Consider the following 19,354-nt stretch of genomic DNA (forward strand, 5'->3'; position numbering starts at 1 on the left):
CTTGCAACAGCACCTATTGTTCAGGAGTGCTGAATCGTCGTGCCTTCTTCGTCGCCGTTCCGGTCGCCCTGGGCCTGCTCGGGGCCGGTTGCGCCGCGCCCTCCGCGCCGGGCACCGGCGATCCCGGGTCGATGCTGCTCGCCGACGGCTTCGAGCCGGAGAGCCTGAACCCGCTGCTGGGCTACGGCGTGGAAGGCGCCGCGAAGTTCTACGACGGGCTGCTGGCCTTCGACGGCCAGGCCGCGCTGCGCCCGGCGCTGGCCAGCGAGGTGCCGCAGTCCACGCCGGATGCCAAGACCTGGACGGTCAAGCTCCGCGAGGGCGTCCGCTTCCACGACGGCACGGCCTTCGACGCCGACGACGTCGTCGCCACCTACCGGGCCGCGATCGACCCGGCCTACGCCTCGACGGTCTCGTCGGACTTCGACATGCTCGCCGGCGTCCGCGCGCTCGACCCGCACACCGTGCAGTTCGACCTGAAGATCCCCTACGCGGCCTGGCCGTCGAAGCTGGTGCTCGGCATCGTGCCGAACGAGCAGCTCGCCGAGCCCAAGCCGCAGGAGAGCTCGCCGCTGAACACGAAGCCGGTCGGCACCGGCCCCTACAAGCTCGTCGAGTGGCGCCAGGGCGACCAGATGACCTGGGAGGCCAACGCCGACTACTGGGGCGGCGCGCCCGCGATCGGCAAGGTCACCGTCGTCTTCGCCAAGGACGACAACACCCGCGCCCAGCGCCTGTCCGCCGGCGAGTTCGACGGCACCGTGCTGCCGCCGGTGCTGGCCGAGAGCGTCGGCCGCGACGGGTACCGGACGGTGCACCACAGCACCGCCGACTACCGCAGCATCGCGCTGCCCAACGAGCACCCGGTCGCCGGTGATCGGGCCGTCCGGCAGGCGCTGAACCTCGCGGTCAACCGCGAAGGCATGATCCAGGCCCTGCTGGGCGGGCACGGGAAGCCCGCCTACGCCCCGATCCCGGAGTCGATGGGCGCGAACTACGAGCCCGCCGCGCGGTTCGACTTCGACCCGCAGCGCGCCGCGAAGGTGCTCGACGACGCCGGCTGGCGCGTCGGCGGCGACGGCATCCGGGAGCGGGGCGGGGTCCGCGCCGAGTTCACGGTGATGTACTTCGCCGACGACAGCCTGCGCAAGGACCTGGCCCGCGCGTTCGCCTCGGACGCCAAGACGATCGGCATCCAGGTCGAGCTCGCCGGGGTGGACCGCTCGGCGGTGGCCGGGCGGCTGGCCACCGACGGGATCGTGCTCGGCGGCGGGAACCCGATGGACCCCGACCCGCAGGCCTACGCCAGCCTGCACTCCTCGGTCATCGGCACCGGCACGTACAACAACCCCGGCAAGTACCGCAACGCCGAGGTGGACGCCGCGCTCGACGGCGGCCGCCAAGAGCTCGATCCGGCCAAGCGGGCGGAGTTCTACAAGCAGGCGCAGCGCGCCTACGTCGCCGACCCGGGCCTGGTGTACCTGGCGTTCATCGACCACAGCTACGTGATGCGCGACGGCGAGTGGTCCGGCTACCAGCCGCCCGTCGAGCCGCACGTGCACGGGACCACCTGGGGCCCGTGGTGGAACATCGAGACCTGGAAGCCGCAGGCATGAGCCGCGCGATCGGCCGCCTGGTGCTGCGGCGGATCGGGTTCGCGGTACCGGTGCTGGTGATCGTCGCGTTCGGGATCTTCCTGCTCGCCGCGGCATCCCCGTTCGACCCGATCCACCAGTACTACGGCGTGGAGATCTTCGGCGCGTCGGCCGCCGACGTCGCCGCGGTGCGGGCCCGGCTGGGGCTCGACGAGCCCGTGCTGGTGCAGTTCTGGCAGTGGGCCACCGGCGTGTTCGGCGGCGATCTGGGCGTGTCCCGCTCGTTCCGGCAGCCGGTCGCGCAGGTCGTCGCGGAACGGCTGCCGTGGACGATCCTGCTGGCCGTGACCGGGCTGGCGCTGGCCGTGGTGATCGCGCTGGCGCTGGGCACCGTCGCGGCGTGGCGGCAGGGCGGCTGGATCGACCGGTTCGTCACCGCCATCGGCCACGCGCTGGAGGGCGTGCCGCCGTTCGTGCTGGCGCTGCTGTCGATCGCGGTGTTCTCGCTGGGCCTGGGCTGGCTGCCGGTGGCGGGCCTGACCGACGCGGGCACCGCGGTGTCGTTCGGACAGGTCGCGAAGCACCTGGCGCTGCCCGCGCTGGTGCTGGGCATCTCGCAGTCGCCGTGGCTGGTGCTGCACGTCCGGCAGTCGATGCTGACGTCGCTGGCCGAGGACCACGTGACCGGGGCGCGGGCGCGCGGCCTCGCGGAACGCGTCGTCGTGCTGCGGCACGCACTGCCGACCGCGCTGCTGCCGTTCGTCACGCTGATCGGCGCGCGGGTTCCGGAGCTGGTCACCGGGGCGGTGCTGGTCGAGGAGGTCTTCTCCTGGCCGGGCCTGGCCGCGGCCGTCGTCACCGCCGCGACCGCCGTCGACTACCCCCTGCTGGCGATCCTGACGCTGGTGGCCACGGCGGCGGTGCTGCTGGGCTCGCTGCTCGCCGACATCGCCGCGATCGTGCTAGACCCGAGGGTGGCCGCCGATGGCTGACGAATCCGTGCGCGGCACCGCCGCCCGTCCGTCCAAATCGGCCGGTCCGTGGCGCGCCGCGGGGCGCGGGCGCGCGGGGACGCCCCGCGCCCGGCCCAAGGCCCGGCTGTGGGTGTCGCTGGGCGGCCTCGCGCTGCTGGTGCTGGCCGCGATCGCGGTGCCCGCGGTGTTCGGCAGCGAATCGGTGCGCTACGACTCGATCCGGCTCGCGCCGGGCCCCGCGCACCCGTTCGGCACCGACTCCGGCGGCCGGGACCTGTTCGTGCAGTCGCTGGCCGGGCTGCGGATCTCCTTGCTGGTGGCCGGGATCAGCGCCGTCGTGTCCACAGTGCTCGGTTCGCTGGTGGGCGCGATCGCGGGCAGCGCCGGCGGCTGGCCGGACAGGCTGCTGATGCGCCTGGTCGACACCGTCAACTCGGTGCCGCACCTGCTGCTGGGCATCGTGATCGTCGCGCTGTACCGGGGCAGCCTGGTGGCGGTGATCCTGTCCATCGCCCTCACGCACTGGACGACGGTGGCGCGCATCGTGCGCTCGGAGGTGCTGTCGCTGCGGCAGCGGCCGCACATCGACGCGGCGATCGCGGGCGGCTCGTCGCGGTGGCGGATCCTGCGGCGGCACCTGCTGCCCGCGATCGTGCCGCAGGCCGCGCTGTCGGCGGTGCTGCTCGTGCCGCACGCGGTGTGGCACGAAACCGCGCTGAGCTTCCTCGGCCTCGGCCTGCCGCCGCACCTGGCCAGCATCGGCAACATCCTCGGCGACGGCCGGGAAGCGGTGCTGCTCGGCGCGTGGTGGATCGTGCTGTTCCCGTCGGTGCTGCTGGTGCTCACGACGCTGGCGGTGTCCGGGCTGGCCGCCACCTGGCGCGACCGGGTCGTGCCGCGACGGCGATCGGAGTTGGCGCTGTGAGCGAACCGCTGCTCGAACTGGACCGGCTCTCGGTGCGGTTCCTGCTGGGTCGCGGGACCGAGGTGCGGGCCGTGACCGACGCGACGCTGCGGCTGCGCCCGGGCCGGGTGCTCGCGCTGGTCGGGGAGTCCGGCTGCGGCAAGTCGGTGCTGGCCTCCGCGCTGCTCGGCCTGCTGCCCGGCAACGCGCAGGTGCGCGGCGCGGCCGTGCTCGCCGGCGGCATCGAGCTGCTGGCCGCGCCAGAAGCGGTGCTGGCCGGGCAGGTCCGCGGCCGGCAGGTCGGCCTGGTGCCGCAGTCCGCGGGCACCCACCTGACCCCGGTGCGGACCGCGCGCAGCCAGCTCGTCGAGGCGATCCGGGCGCTGGACGGCGCGGCCGGGCCAGACGAGCTCGCCGAGCGCGTCGGGCTGGACCCCGCCGACCTGGACCGGTACCCGCACGAGCTCTCCGGCGGGATGGCGCAGCGGGTCGCGGTGGCGCTGGCGCTGGCCGGCGACCCGCGGATCATCCTCGCCGACGAGCCGACCACCGGTCTGGACCGGCCGCTGGTGCACCGCACCGTGGACCTGCTCGCAGAGGCCGCTGCCGAGGACCGCGCGGTGCTGCTGATCACCCACGACCTCGCGGCCGCCCGCCGGGTCGCCACCGACGTCGCGGTGATGTACGCCAGCCGGATCGTCGAGGCGGGCCCCGCGGAGCAAGTGCTCGCCGAGCCCTGGCACCCGTACACCGCTGGGCTGCTCGGCGCGCTGCCCGACGGCGGCTTCCAGCCGATCCCGGGCCATCCGCCGGCCCTCACCGAACTGGCCCGCCTCGAACAGGAATGGGGTTGCGTGTTCTGCCAACGCTGTCCGGACGTGCCCGGATTCGGGCCCTGCACGGGAGATCCGGAACTGCTCGAACTCGGCGACCGGTGGGTCGCCGCGCACCCGCCGTGCTGAGCGCGACCGGCCTGGTCGCCGGCTACCGGCGCGGCGAACCGGTGCTCGACGGCGTCGACCTGGACCTCCCGGCCGGTGCGGTGGTCGGGCTGGCCGGGCCGAGCGGGTGCGGGAAGTCCACGCTGGCCAGGATCCTCGGGCTGCTGCACGAGCCGTGGTCCGGGCGGGTGGTGCTCGACGGCGAACCGGTCACCGGCTTCCGGCACGCGACGCCGCGGGCGCAGCGGACCGCGATCGGCATCGTGTTCCAGCATCCGCGGCCCGCCGTGGATCCGCGCTTCACGCTGCGCGAGATCATCGCCGAACCGCTGCGCGCCACCGGCGCCGACGGCGACGTCGGCGAGCTGGCCGACGAAGTGGGGCTGACCGCGGAGCTGCTGTCGCGGCGACCGCACGAGGTCAGCGACGGTCAACTGCAGCGGGCCTGCCTGGCGCGGGCGCTGGCGCTGCGGCCCGAGTACCTGATCTGCGACGAGATGACCGCGATGCTGGACGCGTCGACCACGGCGGCGCTGGTGCGGGTGGTGAACCGGCGCGTCGAGGAGCACGGCGCCGGGGTGCTCGCGATCAGCCACGACGAGGACCTGCTGGGGCATTGGGCGGTGCACGTGGTTCGCCTCGGCGGCGGGGCGATATGACATGGTGGGGCGAACGCGGTCGCGGGGGACCGCTCGGCAAGTGACGACGGACCCTAGGAGTCGACGTTGAGCGAGGGCGAAGGCACGACCTTCATGCAGTGGCGGGAACGGGCCCAGACCGAGGTCCGCGACGACCGCCCCAAGATGCGGGCGCTCATGATCACCGCGGCGGTCGTGGTGGTCATCGGGATCGTCGTGGGATCCCTCTTCCTGCTGCTGTCCTGACCCGGATGTCCGCAATTTCAATGGAAATCAGAGGTCCGATTTCCATTGAAATCGCGGAAGTCGTCCACAGCCTCCGGCGTGTCGTGGTCCGACTCGCCGGAGGTTCGCAGTTTCAATTGAAACTGCGAACCTCCGGCACGGGTCACTGCTCCTCGGGGAGCTTGGTGACCAGCAGCCGGGAGACGCGGTGGCCGTCCATCGTGCGGACCGTGAAGCGGTGCCCCAGGGCCTCCAGGGAGTCGCCCTCGGCCGGGACGCGGCCCAGGCGGCTGACCACGAAACCCGCCACCGTGTCGTAGGGGCCGTCGGGCAGCGCGATCCCGGTCTGCTGCTCGAAATCGGCGCGGTGCAGCAGGCCGTCGGCCTCGAAGCTCCCGTCGCCCTTGGGGCGCACCGGCGCGGCGCTGGGGTCGTACTCGTCCCAGATCTCCCCGACGACCTCCTCCACGAGGTCCTCGACGGTGACGATGCCCGCGGTCCCGCCGTACTCGTCGACCACCACGGCCAGGTGCCCGCCGCGCCGCCGCATCTGCGACAGCGCGGCCAGCACCGGCTTGCTGGCCGGCAGCGCCGTCACCGGCCGGGTCAGGTCGCCGACCGTGCGCGCCTCGTGGCCGCCGTGGGTCGTGGCGAGCAGGTCCCGGACGTGGATGAACCCGACGATGTCGTCGGCGGTGTCCCGGATGACCGGGTACCGCGAGTGCGGCTTGCCCGCCACCTCGGCGATCGCCTCCGGCAGCGGCGTGGTGCGGTCCAGGAAGTCGACCTCGGTGCGCGGCACCATCACCTCGCCGAGCACCCGGTCGGTGGCCTTGAACGCGTCGCTGAGCAGCCGCCGCTCCTCGATGGTCAGCTGCTCGTTGGTGCGCACCATGTCGCGCAGTTCTTCCTCGCTGACCTTGTCCGCATCGGCGCGCGGATCGATGCCCAGCAGCCGCACCACCGCGTTGGTGGACTTCGACAGGAACCAGATCAGCGGCCGGAACAGCGTCGCGAGCCGGTCCAGCACAGCGGCGGTGACCAGTGCGACGCCCTCGGACTTCTGCAACGCCAGCCGCTTGGGCGCGAGCTCGCCGAGCACCAGCGACAGGTACGAGACGAACAGCGTCACCAGCACCAGGGCCACCGACGCGGCGAGGCCGATCGGCAGGCCCCACCCGGCCAGCATCGGTTCCAGGCGCACCGCGATCGTCGCGCCGCCGTAGCTGGAGGCGAAGAACCCGGCGAAGGTGACGCCGATCTGCACCGCGGAGAGGAACCGGTTGGAGTCGGCGCGCAGCTTGGCCACCCGGGCGCCGCGCCGGTCGCGTTCGGCGAGCTTGCGGACCTGGCTCTCGCGCAGCGACACCAGCGCGATCTCGGCCGCCGCGAAGTAGCCGCCGAACAGCACGAACAGCAGCACCAGCGCGAGGTTCCAGACAACACCGTCCATCTTCCGATTGTTCCACCAGCGGTGGACGCGAGCCTCCGGCGATCGCTGCCGAAACGCGCGATCGCCTGCGGCCCGCGACGCCGACGGCCATGATGTGATCAGCCGAACGGGAGGAGCATTCATGGTCGTCCAGGGCATCAGCAAGGTCGTCGTTCCGGTGCGCGACCAGCAGCGCGCGAAGCGGTTCTGGTCCGAGGTAGTGGGCTTCACCGTCACCACCGACGCCCCGTACGACGACGAGGGCAACCGCTGGGTCGAGGTCACCGCGCCCGACGGCGTTTCGACGCTGATCTTGAGCGCCAGCGAGACCGACCAGGCGATCTTCCCGGTCTACGACGGAATTCCGTCGGCCACGTTCTTCCTGTACGCCGACGACATCGAGCAGACCTACCGCGAGCTGTCGGCGAAGGGCGTCGAGTTCTCGGAGCCGCCGGTCCGGCAGCCGTGGGGCTGGTGGTCGACGTTCCTGGACAGCGAGGGCAACCGCGTCACCCTCCAGCAGGCACGTGGGTGAGAATTCGGGCTCCTACCGGATGAACCACTCACGAGCTCAGCTGGTGGCGCGCCAGTACTGGTGCTTCTTCTCGTCGCGCACCAGGATTCCGTGCTGGGCGAGCTCGGTGCGCAGCAGTGCCGCTTCCTTTCGGTCGCGCTTGCGAAGCGCGCGGTCGCGGGCCGCCATCAGCGCGTTGATCCGCAGCGGCAGTTCCGGCGTGTCCTCGATCCACCGGGCGTAGTGGCCGGCGAACGGGTCCTTCTCCCGCCACGGGTAGCCGTGCTCGACGAACGCCCGGCGCAGCTTCGTCCAGTCCAAATCGGACGGTTGCCGGGCCTGCTCGGCGCCGGATTCGTCCAGCACCACCAGGTGTTTGCGGTCGAGGAACACGGAGCCGATCTCGTCGCGCGCGATGTGCTGAGCCGAGCTGCCGACGGCCAGCGTCACCCGCTCGGGCTCGACGGTGACGGTCAACCGCTCCTGCGCCATCAGCCCGGCGAAGCCGAGCCCGATGATCAAGCCGATGGCGACGGCGCCGACGGTGCCCCACGGATCGGGCACCGACGCGGCGAGCTCGAAGACGCCCTGGAACGGAGCCCACGGCAGCCCGGCGACCCAGCCCGCCGCCATCCGCAGCAGCCAGATCAGCAGCGCGCCCAGCAACGGGCAGATGAGCCAGGTGCCGTGCCGGATGAATCGGTGCTCGGCCACGGTGGTGGCAGGTTCGGCGGCCATACCGCCATTATCCAAATGGCTGTTCCCAGGCTCGTCCTGCGTGGCGGTGCGGGTGCCGGTTGAGCCTCGGCTGGGAGCCGCCCGGTAGGGGAAGGGCCCGGGGTGCCGTGGCGCCCCGGGCCCTTTTCCCCTCTCACCGGATCAGGCGCCTGCCTCGCGGATCAGGATGTCCACCGCCGCGTCGTTGCGGGCGGTCTCCTTCTCGATCACGTCGTCGGGCGGGTAGAACCCGTCGATGCCGCCGCCGTTGGCCGGGTACATCTCGAAGGTGTAGGCCAGGATCTTGTGCTGGCCCCACATCCAGTCCAGGCTGTCGCCGTCGGTGACGTAGAGGTCGCTGGACTGCTGCGGGGTGTAGCCGTTGCTCTGGGCCATCTCGCCGCCGACCCGCGCGAACCGGTCGTACTCCTCCTGCGTCATGTCCTCGGTGACGTCGTCGCTGGTGTGCCCGAAGGGCCACAGCACGAGCTCGGAGTAGGTGTGGAAGTCGATCGCGGCCTTGATCTGCTGGGCGCCGCCGACCACCCGCGAGTCGATGAAGTCGCGCATCGCCGCGGTCTCCGGCGCCGACCACTCGGCCGTGCCCCGGTAGGTCTCGCCGTTCGGGTCGTCATCGGAGCCGCCGCAGCAGCCCCACTTGTAACCCCAGTTGCGGTTGAGGTCGGTGCCGGCGTCCTGCCGGTTCTTGCGCCAGCCCTGGAACTGGCCGGACTCCACGTCGTAGGACGAGCCGTCCGGGTTGACCACCGGGATGATCCAGATCTCCCGGTTGTCGACGGCGTCCTTCACGGCCTGGTCGCTCGCGTAGTCGTCGGTGAACCGGTTGGCGATGCGCAGGCACATCTCGGTGGTGAGGTGCTCGCGGGCGTGCTGGTTGCAGTCGAACAGCACTTCCGGCTCGTCCTCGTCCTGGCCGACGTTGTCGCTGATCTTCAGCACCGGGATGTCGCGGCCCTCGAAGGACTTGCCGATGCTGGACTTCGACGCGATGTCCGGGTGGTCCTTGACCACGGTGTCGAGCTCGGCGTTCATCTCGTCGAGGTTGTGGTAGCCCTCGTACCCGGGCGGGAAGTCGCCGGGCACCTGCTGCGCCTGCGCCGGGTTGATCCGCTTGAGCGCGTCGGCGACCTTGGTCTCGTCGTTGAGCACGAAACCGGCCGCCCGAAGCTGCTCGGCCTGCGCCGGTGTGGCCTCCACGGTGGCCACCGCGCCGGACACCGCGATGACCTGGGCGCCGGTGCGGTTGATCTCGGTTCGCGTCTTGCTGTCGGTGTTGGGAACGGTGTAGGTGGCCAAGTCCTGGGCGGCGGTCGCCCCGGTCGGCTCCGCGGACACGCTGGCCTGGATCGGGGCCAGCAGGACCAGGCACGCGGCTGCCGCCACGGTCACTGCCTTGCGCCGTGAGCTGAACATCGGGTCTCCGATCGATCACTGGTGGTGATGTTGGCAGGTTCTAGGAGCCGCCCGATGTTGGCAAGCCACTGGCGAACAATGGTCTGCCGTTGACGTTTTCCCATTCCGCGCGTGTCCCGGGTGACCTGCGACCGGGTTCGGGGACGGCGGGGCCCGGCGGCGATTACCCTGGTCGGTGTAGCCCCCGGGTATTGGAAGGACGCACATGCTCACCCGTACCGACCTGCGCGGTCGCGTTCCGTCCACCGTCGAGCTGCGCGCGACGCTGCCGCGCGCCGAGATGGACGTCGAGCACGTGCTGCATCGGGTCCGGCCGGTGATCGAGGCGGTCCGCGACCGCGGGGTGGCGGCCGTCCTGGACTTCACCGAGAAGTTCGACGCGGTTCGACCGGAACGGGTGAAGGTGGCGGCCGACGAGCTGCGGCGCGCCCTCGACGAGCTCGACCCGGCGGTGCGCGCGGCGCTGGAGGAGTCGATCGCCCGCGCCCGCAAGGTCCACGACGACCAGCGGCGCACCGACACGACCACGCAGGTCGTGCCCGGCGGCACGGTCACCGAGCGCTGGGTGCCGGTCGCGCGCGTCGGCCTGTACGCGCCGGGCGGCCTGGCGGTCTACCCGTCCAGCGTGGTGATGAACGTCGTCCCGGCGCAGGCCGCCGGGGTCGAGTCGCTGGTGGTGTGCAGCCCGCCGCAGGCGGAGTTCGGCGGCCTGCCGCACCCGACGATCCTGGCCGCCGCGCAGCTGCTCGGCGTCGAAGAGGTCTGGGCGGTCGGCGGCGCGCAGGCGGTGGCGCTGCTGGCCTACGGCGGGCACGACACCGACGGCGCCGAGCTGGTGCCGGTGGACATGGTGACCGGGCCGGGCAACGTGTACGTGACCGCCGCGAAGCGGCACCTGCGCAGCCTGATCGGCATCGACTCGGAGGCCGGGCCGACCGAGATCGCGGTGCTCGCCGACGCCACCGCCGACCCGGTGCACGTGGCCGCCGACCTGATCAGCCAGGCCGAGCACGACACGCTCGCAGCGAGCGTGCTGGTGACCACCTCCGAAGAGCTGGCCGACGCGGTCGACGCCGAGCTGGAGCGCCAGGTGGCGCAGACCAAGCACGTCGAGCGGATCGGCACCGCGCTGGCCGGCGTGCAGTCCGGCTGCATCCTGGTGTCCACTGTGGAGGACGGGATCCGGGTGGTGGACGCGTACGCCGCCGAGCACCTGGAGATCCAGACCGCGGACGCCGAAGCGGTGGCCGCGCGGGTGCGCAACGCGGGCGCGATCTTCGTCGGCCCGTACGCGCCGGTGTCGCTGGGCGACTACTGCGCGGGCTCCAACCACGTGCTGCCCACCGGCGGCTGCGCGCGGCACTCGTCCGGCCTGAGCGTGCAGAGCTTCCTGCGCGGCATCCACGTGATCGCCTACAGCGAGCAGGCGCTCCGCGACGTCGCGGACCAGGTGGTGGCGCTGGCCAACGCCGAGGACCTGCCCGCCCACGGCCAGGCGGTCACCGCCCGCTTCCCCCGCTGAGCGCCCGGAACAACCGAAGGTAGAACCCATGAGTGACGTGCCCGGCGCCGACACGACGCTGGCCGACCTGCCGTTGCGGGACGATCTGCGCGGCCGCAGCCCCTACGGCGCGCCGCAGCTGGACGTCTCGGTTCGGCTCAACACCAACGAGAACCCCTACCCGCCGCCGCAGGAACTCGTCGACGACGTGACCGCCGCGGTGCAGGAGGCCGCGACGGCGCTGCACCGCTACCCGGACCGCGACGCCAAGGCGCTGCGCGCCGATCTCGCCGCCTACCTGACCAAGGCCACCGGTGTCGCGCTGGCGACCGAGAACGTGTGGGCGGCCAACGGTTCCAACGAGGTCCTGCAGCAGATCCTGCAGGCCTTCGGCGGGCCGGGGCGCACGGCGCTCGGTTTCGAACCGTCGTACTCGATGCACCCGATCCTGTCCGCGGGCACCCGCACCGACTGGGTGCCGGCGCCGCGCCGCGACGACTTCAGCCTGGACGGCGCGCAAGCCGCCCGCATCGTCGCCGAGAAGCAGCCCGGCGTGGTGTTCGTGACCAGCCCGAACAACCCCACCGGGCAGTCGGTGTCGCAGGACGACCTGCGCGCCGTCCTCGACGCCGCGCCCGGCGTGGTCGTGGTGGACGAGGCCTACGCCGAGTTCTCCGCCCGGCCCAGCGCGATCGAGCTGATCCGCGAGTACCCGGCGAAGGTGATCGTCAGCCGCACCATGAGCAAGGCGTTCGCGTTCGCCGGCGGCCGGCTCGGCTACCTGGCGGCCGCCCCGGCGATGATCGACGCCCTGCTGCTGGTGCGCCTGCCGTACCACCTGTCGGTCGTCACCCAGGCCGCCGCGCGGGCCGCCCTGCGGCACGCCAAGGCCACCCTCGGCTCGGTGCAGGCGCTCATCGACGAGCGCGAGCGGGTCGTGGAAGCGTTGCGGGATCAGGGTTTCTCGCCGGTGCCCAGCGACGCCAACTTCGTCCTCTTCGGACGGTTCGCGGACGCGCACCGCGCCTGGCAGCGCTACCTGGACGCCGACGTGCTGATCCGCGATGTCGGCATCCCCGGCCACCTGCGGGTCACCATCGGCACGCCGGAGGAGAACGACGCCTTCCTGGCGGCGAGCAAGGTCGTGAGCGAGGAGATCAGCAAGTGACATTCCAGCCCGGGACCCGCATCGGGCGGGTCGAACGCACCACCAGGGAATCCTCGGTGCTGGTCGAACTCGACCTCGACGGCACGGGGCAGGTCGACATCGACACCACGGTGCCGTTCTACGACCACATGCTCACGGCGCTGGGCACCCACGCGGCCTTCGACCTCAAGGTGAAGTCGACCGGCGACACCCACATCGACGCGCACCACACGGTGGAGGACACCGCGATCGTGCTCGGCCAGGCGCTGCGCCAGGCGCTCGGCGACAAGAAGGGCATCCGCCGCTTCGGCGATGCCTGGATCCCGATGGACGAAACCCTCGCGCACGCTGCGGTGGACGTCTCGGGCCGCTCGTACTGCGTGATGACGGGCGAACCGGAGCAGTACAACAGCTTCACGATCGGCGGGAACTACCCGTTCGTCCTGAACCGCCACGTGTTCGAGTCCCTGGCGTTCCACGCCCAGATCAACCTGCACACCAGGGTCATCCACGGCCGCGACCCGCACCACATCGCGGAAGCCCAGTACAAGGCGATCGCCCGAGCCCTCCGCGCGGCGGTCGAACCCGACCCCCGCTTCACCGGCGTGGTCCCTTCCACGAAGGGCGCCCTGTAGGGGCGAGTCTTTTCGAGAGGGGCGCCGTCGACCGGCCGAATCGGTCGACGTCGCCCCTTCTCGTTGGTATGACAGTGCGAAGAGTGTATTGATCAGCACTCTCCGCGCGCGGGGCACGTCAAGAACGGCTGCTCCGCGAGGCGGATGAGCGCGGCGTCTCACCGATCAGGAGCGCGCCGGCTTCGGGCTCGGCCACGGTCCGTGGTGTTAGGAATGCCTACGGTTGCGCCGTTTGGCTGACGCCGGTGGTTCACCGTTGCGTCACTGCGGGTCTTACGCCGCTTGGCTTTCTTCGGTGACGATGTCCGCTCGTGACTGAGGTTTCTCGACGTCGGGTGTTGGCCGGTGCCGCTGGTGTGGCCGGTGGCGTTGCCGCCGCTTCGCTGCTGCCGCCCTCGCTGCACCAGGCCATGGCGAAGCAGGTTCCCCAGGGCGGTTTGGACGCTGTCGAGCACGTCATCGTGCTCATGCAGGAGAACCGCTCCTTCGACCACTACTACGGCACGCTGCGCGGGGTTCGCGGCTACGGCGACCGGTTGCCGTTGCAGCAGCCCGATGGGCGGTCCGTCTTCCAGCAGCCCGCCATCGGCGGTGAGGTGCTGCCGTTCTCGCTGCGGCAGGGCGCCGAGCGCGAGGGGCGGCCGGTTTCCGACATCCAGTACCTCGGCGACCTCGACCACAGCTGGGGCGGCAGCGGCAAGGCCTGGGCCGGCGGCTGGAACAACGACTGGGTCGCCGCGAAGACCTCCGCCACCATGACCTACTACGAGCGGCAGGACATCCCGCTGCAGTACGAGCTGGCCGACACCTTCACCATCTGCGACGCCTACCACTGCTCGGTCTTCGGCTCCACCAACCCGAACCGGAACTACCTCTTCTCCGGCACCACCGGCTACGAGCCGGGCACCACCAAGCGGGCCGTCACCAACGCCGCCTACAGCTACGACCACGCCGGCTACGAGTGGACGACGTACCCGGAGCGGCTGGAGAAGGCCGGGGTGCCCTGGCAGATCTACCAGGAGTGGGACAACTTCACCGACAACTCCGTCGAGTACTTCAAGACGTTCAAGGCGATCGGCCGCAAGATGCTCGCCGCGGTGGACGGCGAGTTCCGCACCACCGAGGAGTTCTACACCGCCCTGTTCGACAAGCCCGCCCAGGAGCAGCAGCGGCTGCTCAAGCAACTGGAGGCGGGCCGCGATGCGCTGACCGACGCCGAGCGCAGCCTGTTCGACCGTGCGATGTACCGCAGCAGGCCGGGCACCCTCGTCGAGCGGCTCCGCGCCGACATCGAGGCGGACCGGCTGCCGAAGGTGGTGTGGCTGGTTCCGTCCGCTGTGGACTCCGAGCACCCGGGCAGCTCCACGCCGGTCGGTAGCGCGAACCTGATCTACGAGGTGCTGGACGCGATCGCCGACCCGAAGATCTGGTCGAAGACCGCGCTGCTGCTCAACTTCGACGAGAACGACGGCTTCTTCGACCACGTGCCGCCGCCGGTGCCGCCGAAGCCCGGATCCGGCGAGGGCGACGACTACTTCGAGGGCCGGCCGATCGGCCTCGGCCCGCGGGTGCCGATGACCGTGGTGTCGCCGTGGACGATCGGCGGCTTCGTCAACTCCGAGGTCTTCGACCACACGTCGGTGCTGCGCCTGCTGGAGCGCTGGACGGGCGTGCAGGAGCCGAACATCAGCTCCTGGCGGCGCACCGCGTGCGGCGACTTGACCTCGGTGTTCGACTTCGAGAACGCGGCGAAGCCGCCGAAGCCCGCCGAGCCGGGCCCGGTGCCGGAGCCGATCGAGCGCTGGCACCCCAAGCCGCCGGCGGAGCAGGCGCTCCCGCTGCAGGAGCAGGGCCGCAGCCCGGCGCGGGCACTGCCGTACCAGCCGCAGGTCTCCGCCGCGCTGAACGGGGAAGCGGTGGCGCTGCGGCTGGGCAACGTCGGCGCCGGATCGGCGCACTTCGCGATCTACGCGTACGCGGGCGAGCTGCCCGGACCGTCCCATGTGGACGTTCGCGGTGAGCAGGTGGTCAACGTGCCGGCGAAGGAGGAGTACCGGCTCGCGGTGCAGGGGCCGAACCGGTTCTGGTTCGAGCTGAGCGGCTCCCGCGAAGGCAAGGCCGCGGGCCTCGACGTGCGGACGAACCCCGACGCCCGCACCGGCGGCCTGTCCCTGGAACTGCGGAACAGCGGCGCCGAGCCGATCACGGTGCGCCTGCGGGCCCTGGGCTACGCGCCCGGTGAGCAGCGCGAGGTCCGGCTCGCCGCGGGGGGCGCGGAGTCAGTGGCGTGGCCGACGGACCAGGGCTGGTACGACGTGGAGGTGACGGCCGCGCAGGACCGGTCGTTCCGGCGCCGGGCCACCGGCCGCGTCGAGAACGGAGCCCCGGGCATCACCGGCTGAGCCCGCGCCCCTCGGTACGCTGGCCGGGTTGAGGGGAGTGGTGATGCAGAGCTACCTGCCGATCATCCTGCTGGCCGTCGCGGGTTTCCTGATCGGCGGCGTCTACGCGACGTGGAAGACCGCCCGGTTCTTCGCCGTGGTGCTCGCGGTCGCCGCGCTGATGGCCACCGCCGGCGGCATCGGCTGGATGATCTACGGCTGAGCCTGAACGCGCGAAGGGCGCCCCGACCGAGTCGGAGGCGCCCTTCGTCTGTGGAGCGTCAGCTCTTCGCCGTGACGGGCTCCTTCTCGGGCTCGTCGCCCTCGCTGGTCGCGCCGCCGTGGCCCTCGTCCACGAAGGACTGCTCGTTGAACGGGCTTCCTCCCGAGAACACCTGCTGCATCTGGTCGCGGTCGATCTCCTTCGTCCACGCGCCGATGAGGACCGTCGCCACCGCGTTGCCCGCGAAGTTCGTCAGCGCCCGCGCCTCCGACATGAACCGGTCGATGCCCACGATCAGGCCTACGCCGTCCAGCAGCTCCGGCCGGTGCGACTGCAGGCCGCCCGCCAGCGTTGCCAGCCCGGCGCCGCTGACACCAGCCGCGCCCTTCGAGGCGATCATCATGAACAGCAGCAGCCCGACCTGCTCGCCCAGCGACAGCGGGTCGCCCATCGCGCTCGCGATGAACAGCGACGCCATGGTCAGGTAGATCATGGTGCCGTCCAGGTTGAACGAGTAGCCGGTCGGCACCGTGATGCCCACGACCGGCTTGCTCACCCCGAGGTGCTCCATCTTCGCGATCAGCCGCGGCAGCGCGGCCTCCGACGACGAGGTGGACACGATCAGCAGGAACTCGCGGCCCAGGTAGCGCAGCAGCGAGAAGATGTTGACCCGCGCGAACAGCCACAGCACCGGTCCCAGCACCAGGAACACGAACAGCACGCACGTGATGTAGAAGCCGAGCATGATCACGGCCAGGCCCTTGAGGGCCTGCACGCCGGTCGCGCCGACGACTGCGGCGATCGCGCCGAACGCGCCCACCGGCGCCGCCCACATGACCATCGCCAGCATCTTGAACACCAGCCGCTGGATGTGCTCGATGCCGCGCAGGATCGGGGTGCCCTTGTCGCCCATCGCCTGCAGCGCGAAACCGGCCAGCAGCGCCACCAGCAGCGTCTGCAGCACCTGTCCCTCGGTCAACGAGGACACCAGGGTGTGCGGGATGATCCCGAGCAGGAAGTCCGTGGTGCTCTCGGCGCCCTCACCGGCCTGCTGCACGCCCTGGCCGCGCAGCGATTCGGTGATGTGCAGCCCCTCGCCGGGGTGCAGCACGTTGCCCACCAGCAGCCCGATGATCAGCGCCACCACGGACATGATCATGAAGTACGCCAGCGCGAGACCGCCGACCTTGCCGACCTTGGCGGCCTTCCGGACGCCTCCCACGCCGAGCACGATGGTGCAGAAGATGACCGGCGAGATCATCATCTTGATCAGGTTGACGAACCCGGTGCCCAGCGGCTTCAGAGCCTTGCCGAGGTCGGGCGCGAGGAAGCCGACCGCGATGCCGGCCAGCACGGCGACGATCACCGCGATGTACAGGTAATGCGTTCGATCCCGACGGCGTGTCTGCGCAGCGTCTTTGCTTGCCACTGTTGCACTCCTACTGGGCTACCGGGTCACACTCGTACCAGCCGTGTCCCAGGTCACGGTCCGGCCGGGAGAGACTATCTGCGCCGGGTATCGTCGGCGTCACGCTTCTGTTCATTGTGTTCACATCTCCGACACGGATCCGTGATGCCCACCGCCGATGACCGGAACTGGTTCGGCCGCGTCCGGCCCAGCTGGAGCCTGGCCCGCCAGCTCTTCGTGCTGCAGGTGGTCGTGGTCGCCGTCGTCGTCCTCGCCGGTGCCGTGCTGGCCTGGTACGACGCGGGCCGGCGCAACGACGACGCGGCCGCGGAGAAGGTCGTCGCGGTGGCCCGCACGCTCGCCGCGCAGCCCGCGGTCCGGGACGGCCTGACCGCGCCGAACCCGACCGCCACGTTGCAGCCGCTGGCCGAACGCGTCCGGGCGGAGACCGGGGTCGACTTCATCACGATCATGTCCCCGGCGGGCATCCGCTACACGCACCCCGACCCGGCGCAGATCGGGCAGCGGTTCCTCGGGCACATCGAGCAGGCCCTCGCCGGGGAGGTGTTCACCGAGACCTACACCGGCACCCTCGGCCCGTCGGTGCGCGCCGTGGTGCCGGTCTACGACGACGCGCACCGGCTGGTGGGCCTGGTGTCGGACGGCATCACGGTGCGGATGCTCACCGCCGAGCTCAGCGAGCAGGTCACGGCGCTGGTCGTGGTCGCGGCGGCCGCGCTGCTGGTCGGCGGGCTGCTGACCTACCTGGTCAGCGCCCGGATGCGGCGCCACACCCACGGGCTGCGCCCCGCCGAGCTCAGCCGCATGTACGAGTACCACGACGCGATCCTGCACGCGGTGCGCGAGGGGCTGCTGCTGGTGGCGCCCTCCGGGCGGATCACCCTGTGCAACGATGGGGCCGCTGTGTTGCTCTCGCTGGATCCCGTCGAAACCGAAGGCAGGCACGTGTCCGAGCTCGGCCTGCCGGTGTCCCTTGTGGACACCCTCGCGGCGGGGCGGGCGGTGCGCGACGAGGTCCACCTGACCGACGACCGCGTGCTGCTGGTCAACGTCTCGCAGATCCGCAGCGGCGATCGCGACCTGGGCACCGTCGTCACGCTGCGGGACCACACGGAGCTGCAGGCCCTCAGCGGCGAACTCGACTCGATGCGGGGCTTCGCCGAATCGCTGCGCTCACAGGCCCACGAGTCGGCGAACCGGCTGCACACCGTGGTCTCCCTGATCGAGCTGGGCCGCGCGGAGGAGGCCGTCGCGTTCGCCACCGACGAGCTCCGGCTCGCCCAGCAGCTCACCGATCGCGTCGTCGGCGCGGTCGGCGAGCCGGTGCTGGCGGCGGTGCTGCTGGGCAAGAGCGCCGAGGCGGGGGAGCGCGGCGTGGAGGTCGTGCTCGGCGCGGGCACCGAGATCGACGACGTCGACCTGGAGCACATCGACTCCCGCGACCTGGTGACCATCCTCGGCAACCTGATCGACAACGCCGTCGAGGCGACGCTGGAGGGCTCGCGCCCGAGCGTCGAGGTGACCATCCGGTCCACATCGGACGGTGTGCTGATCCGGGTCGCCGACAACGGGCCGGGCGTCGACCCGGACAGCGCCCAGCGGGTCTTCCAGCGCGGCTGGTCGACGAAGGAGGACGGCCGCGGGCTCGGGCTCGCGCTGGTCGGGCAGAGCGTGCGCCGCCACCGGGGCACCATCGAGGTGCACAACGACGGCGGCGCGGTGTTCACCGTTCGGTTGCCCGGCCGCTCGGGGACGGACGTGGCGCGGTGATCTCGGTCCTGGTCGTCGAGGACGATCCGCTGGTCGGCGAGGCGCACGAGGCCTACGTGAACCGGCTCGACGGGTTCGCGGTCGCGGGCCGGGTCCGCACCGGGCAGGCGGCCCTGCGGTTCGTCGAGCGCACCGCGGTCGACCTGGTGCTGCTGGACCTGCGGCTGCCCGACATGGACGGCCTGCAGGTCGCGCGGGCGCTGCGCACCGCGGGCAGCAACGCCGACGTGATCGCGGTGACCTCGGCCCGCGACCTCAAGGTCGTCCGCGCGGCGGTGTCCAGCGGAGTGGTGCAGTACCTGCTGAAGCCGTTCACCTTCGCGGCGATGCGGGAGAAGCTGGAGCACTACGCGCGGTTCCGGGCCAGCCTCGGCGACGACCGGGAAGTCAGCAGCCAGGCCGAGATCGACCGGGCGTTCTCCGCGCTGCGCGGCGTCGACCGCGCGGCGCTGCCGAAGGGCATGAGCGAGGAGACGCTCGCGGCGGTCGTCTCGGCGCTGCGCGCCAACCCCGACGGCGCCCCGGCGGGAACCGTGGGCGAAGCCGCGGGGGTGTCCAGGGTGACGGCCCGCAGGTACCTCGAATACCTGGTCAACAACGGTATGGCCGACCGCCGCCCGCTCTACGGCGCGGTCGGCCGACCGGAGATGGCGTACCGCTGGATCGGCGAAGCCTGACCGGAGGCCCTGGCCCGGCCCGGCCAGGTGTGCGGGTACGGGCGACGGAACCCGGAGACCGTCCCGAACGCCGCAATTTCCATTGAAATCGAACCTTCGATTTCAATGAGCCTTTTTCATCTTGATCTTTGCAGGTGAGGTGGGCGGGAAGGCGTGTCGCTGCGGGGGAAATGGTGAAGCTCCTGGTAGATGGATCGTCGACCAAGATCAACCCAGG

General features: G+C 71.3%; 18 protein-coding genes. 14 read left to right on the plus strand and 4 right to left on the minus strand.

The features are described 5' to 3' along the window. The first annotated feature begins 26 nt into the window (after window positions 1-26). The 6 genes from ACWEV3_RS21395 (at window position 27) to ACWEV3_RS21420 (ending at window position 5,298) form a co-directional block, all read left to right on the plus strand. Window positions 27-1,616 (plus strand): ABC transporter substrate-binding protein, encoded by a 1,590-nt coding sequence (locus ACWEV3_RS21395; protein WP_452615569.1) that lies wholly within the window; start codon window positions 27-29, stop codon window positions 1,614-1,616. Then, window positions 1,613-2,587: an ABC transporter permease gene (locus ACWEV3_RS21400; RefSeq protein ID WP_452615570.1), complete on the plus strand. Its 975-nt coding sequence runs from the start codon at window positions 1,613-1,615 to the stop codon at window positions 2,585-2,587. Before ACWEV3_RS21395 ends, ACWEV3_RS21400 begins: the two co-directional genes overlap by 4 nt. Beyond that, entirely contained in the window at window positions 2,580-3,494 is a 915-nt protein-coding gene (locus ACWEV3_RS21405) for an ABC transporter permease (RefSeq protein WP_452615571.1), read from the plus strand. Before ACWEV3_RS21400 ends, ACWEV3_RS21405 begins: the two co-directional genes overlap by 8 nt. Continuing rightward, window positions 3,491-4,435 (plus strand): ABC transporter ATP-binding protein, encoded by a 945-nt coding sequence (locus ACWEV3_RS21410; RefSeq protein WP_452615572.1) that lies wholly within the window; start codon window positions 3,491-3,493, stop codon window positions 4,433-4,435. Before ACWEV3_RS21405 ends, ACWEV3_RS21410 begins: the two co-directional genes overlap by 4 nt. After that, window positions 4,429-5,073 carry an ABC transporter ATP-binding protein gene (locus ACWEV3_RS21415; protein WP_452615573.1) on the plus strand — a complete coding sequence of 215 codons (645 nt, stop codon included), beginning with the start codon at window positions 4,429-4,431 and terminating at the stop codon, window positions 5,071-5,073. Before ACWEV3_RS21410 ends, ACWEV3_RS21415 begins: the two co-directional genes overlap by 7 nt. Before the next feature lie 66 nt (window positions 5,074-5,139). Continuing rightward, window positions 5,140-5,298, plus strand: a complete 159-nt coding sequence (locus ACWEV3_RS21420) for a hypothetical protein (protein WP_165968129.1) — start codon at window positions 5,140-5,142, stop codon at window positions 5,296-5,298. A gap of 142 nt (window positions 5,299-5,440) precedes the next feature. Here ACWEV3_RS21420 and ACWEV3_RS21425 read toward each other — a convergent pair whose 3' ends face one another. Next, window positions 5,441-6,730, minus strand: a complete 1,290-nt coding sequence (locus tag ACWEV3_RS21425; RefSeq protein WP_452615574.1) for a hemolysin family protein — start codon at window positions 6,728-6,730, stop codon at window positions 5,441-5,443. Window positions 6,731-6,851: 121 nt separating this feature from the next. Here ACWEV3_RS21425 and ACWEV3_RS21430 point away from each other — a divergent pair, with 121 nt between their 5' ends. Next, window positions 6,852-7,244, plus strand: a complete 393-nt coding sequence (locus ACWEV3_RS21430; protein WP_452615575.1) for a glyoxalase superfamily protein — start codon at window positions 6,852-6,854, stop codon at window positions 7,242-7,244. A gap of 36 nt (window positions 7,245-7,280) precedes the next feature. Here the strand turns inward: ACWEV3_RS21430 and ACWEV3_RS21435 are convergent, their stop codons facing one another. Continuing rightward, window positions 7,281-7,961, minus strand: coding sequence for a YqeB family protein (locus ACWEV3_RS21435; RefSeq protein WP_452615576.1), 681 nt, complete (start codon window positions 7,959-7,961; stop codon window positions 7,281-7,283). 141 nt (window positions 7,962-8,102) lie between these two features. Further along, on the minus strand, window positions 8,103-9,374 hold the full coding sequence (locus ACWEV3_RS21440) for a M14 family metallopeptidase (protein WP_452615577.1): 1,272 nt from the start codon (window positions 9,372-9,374) through the stop codon (window positions 8,103-8,105). A gap of 205 nt (window positions 9,375-9,579) precedes the next feature. Between ACWEV3_RS21440 and hisD the strand changes: the two genes are divergently transcribed. The 5 genes from hisD (at window position 9,580) to ACWEV3_RS21465 (ending at window position 15,261) form a co-directional block, all read left to right on the plus strand. Further along, complete coding sequence (gene hisD / locus ACWEV3_RS21445; RefSeq protein WP_452615578.1) at window positions 9,580-10,896, plus strand: histidinol dehydrogenase; 1,317 nt, start codon at window positions 9,580-9,582, stop codon at window positions 10,894-10,896. A 28-nt stretch (window positions 10,897-10,924) separates the two neighbouring features. Beyond that, a complete protein-coding gene (locus ACWEV3_RS21450; protein WP_452615579.1) occupies window positions 10,925-12,043 on the plus strand; it encodes a histidinol-phosphate transaminase in 1,119 nt (372 codons plus the stop codon). Then, window positions 12,040-12,657 carry an imidazoleglycerol-phosphate dehydratase HisB gene (gene hisB, locus ACWEV3_RS21455; protein WP_358576517.1) on the plus strand — a complete coding sequence of 206 codons (618 nt, stop codon included), beginning with the start codon at window positions 12,040-12,042 and terminating at the stop codon, window positions 12,655-12,657. Before ACWEV3_RS21450 ends, hisB begins: the two co-directional genes overlap by 4 nt. 311 nt (window positions 12,658-12,968) lie before the next feature. Further along, window positions 12,969-15,059 carry a phosphocholine-specific phospholipase C gene (locus ACWEV3_RS21460; RefSeq protein ID WP_452615580.1) on the plus strand — a complete coding sequence of 697 codons (2,091 nt, stop codon included), beginning with the start codon at window positions 12,969-12,971 and terminating at the stop codon, window positions 15,057-15,059. 43 nt (window positions 15,060-15,102) lie between these two features. Further along, entirely contained in the window at window positions 15,103-15,261 is a 159-nt protein-coding gene (locus ACWEV3_RS21465) for a hypothetical protein (RefSeq protein WP_452615581.1), read from the plus strand. A gap of 58 nt (window positions 15,262-15,319) precedes the next feature. Here ACWEV3_RS21465 and ACWEV3_RS21470 read toward each other — a convergent pair whose 3' ends face one another. Then, entirely contained in the window at window positions 15,320-16,690 is a 1,371-nt protein-coding gene (locus tag ACWEV3_RS21470; protein ID WP_452615582.1) for a cation:dicarboxylate symporter family transporter, read from the minus strand. A 144-nt stretch (window positions 16,691-16,834) separates the two neighbouring features. On the opposite strand from ACWEV3_RS21470, the gene ACWEV3_RS21475 reads away from it, so the two are divergent. Then, window positions 16,835-18,460: a sensor histidine kinase gene (locus tag ACWEV3_RS21475; RefSeq protein ID WP_452615583.1), complete on the plus strand. Its 1,626-nt coding sequence runs from the start codon at window positions 16,835-16,837 to the stop codon at window positions 18,458-18,460. Then, entirely contained in the window at window positions 18,457-19,137 is a 681-nt protein-coding gene (locus tag ACWEV3_RS21480; RefSeq protein ID WP_452615584.1) for a response regulator, read from the plus strand. Before ACWEV3_RS21475 ends, ACWEV3_RS21480 begins: the two co-directional genes overlap by 4 nt. Window positions 19,138-19,354 lie beyond the last annotated feature (217 nt).

This window comes from Saccharopolyspora sp. NPDC003752, assembly GCF_053605825.1.

Excerpts from the sequence above, each read along its gene's own strand:
- ACWEV3_RS21400 (WP_452615570.1), top strand. The coding sequence starts at position 1,613 with ATGAGCCGCGCGATCGGCCGCCTGGTGCTGCGGCGGATCGGGTTCGCG.
- ACWEV3_RS21405 (WP_452615571.1), top strand. The coding sequence starts at position 2,580 with ATGGCTGACGAATCCGTGCGCGGCACCGCCGCCCGTCCGTCCAAATCG.
- ACWEV3_RS21425 (WP_452615574.1), bottom strand. The coding sequence starts at position 6,730 with ATGGACGGTGTTGTCTGGAACCTCGCGCTGGTGCTGCTGTTCGTGCTG.
- ACWEV3_RS21430 (WP_452615575.1), top strand. The coding sequence starts at position 6,852 with ATGGTCGTCCAGGGCATCAGCAAGGTCGTCGTTCCGGTGCGCGACCAG.
- ACWEV3_RS21435 (WP_452615576.1), bottom strand. The coding sequence starts at position 7,961 with ATGGCCGCCGAACCTGCCACCACCGTGGCCGAGCACCGATTCATCCGG.
- ACWEV3_RS21440 (WP_452615577.1), bottom strand. The coding sequence starts at position 9,374 with ATGTTCAGCTCACGGCGCAAGGCAGTGACCGTGGCGGCAGCCGCGTGC.
- hisD (WP_452615578.1), top strand. The coding sequence starts at position 9,580 with ATGCTCACCCGTACCGACCTGCGCGGTCGCGTTCCGTCCACCGTCGAG.
- ACWEV3_RS21450 (WP_452615579.1), top strand. The coding sequence starts at position 10,925 with ATGAGTGACGTGCCCGGCGCCGACACGACGCTGGCCGACCTGCCGTTG.
- ACWEV3_RS21465 (WP_452615581.1), top strand. The coding sequence starts at position 15,103 with ATGCAGAGCTACCTGCCGATCATCCTGCTGGCCGTCGCGGGTTTCCTG.
- ACWEV3_RS21475 (WP_452615583.1), top strand. The coding sequence starts at position 16,835 with ATGCCCACCGCCGATGACCGGAACTGGTTCGGCCGCGTCCGGCCCAGC.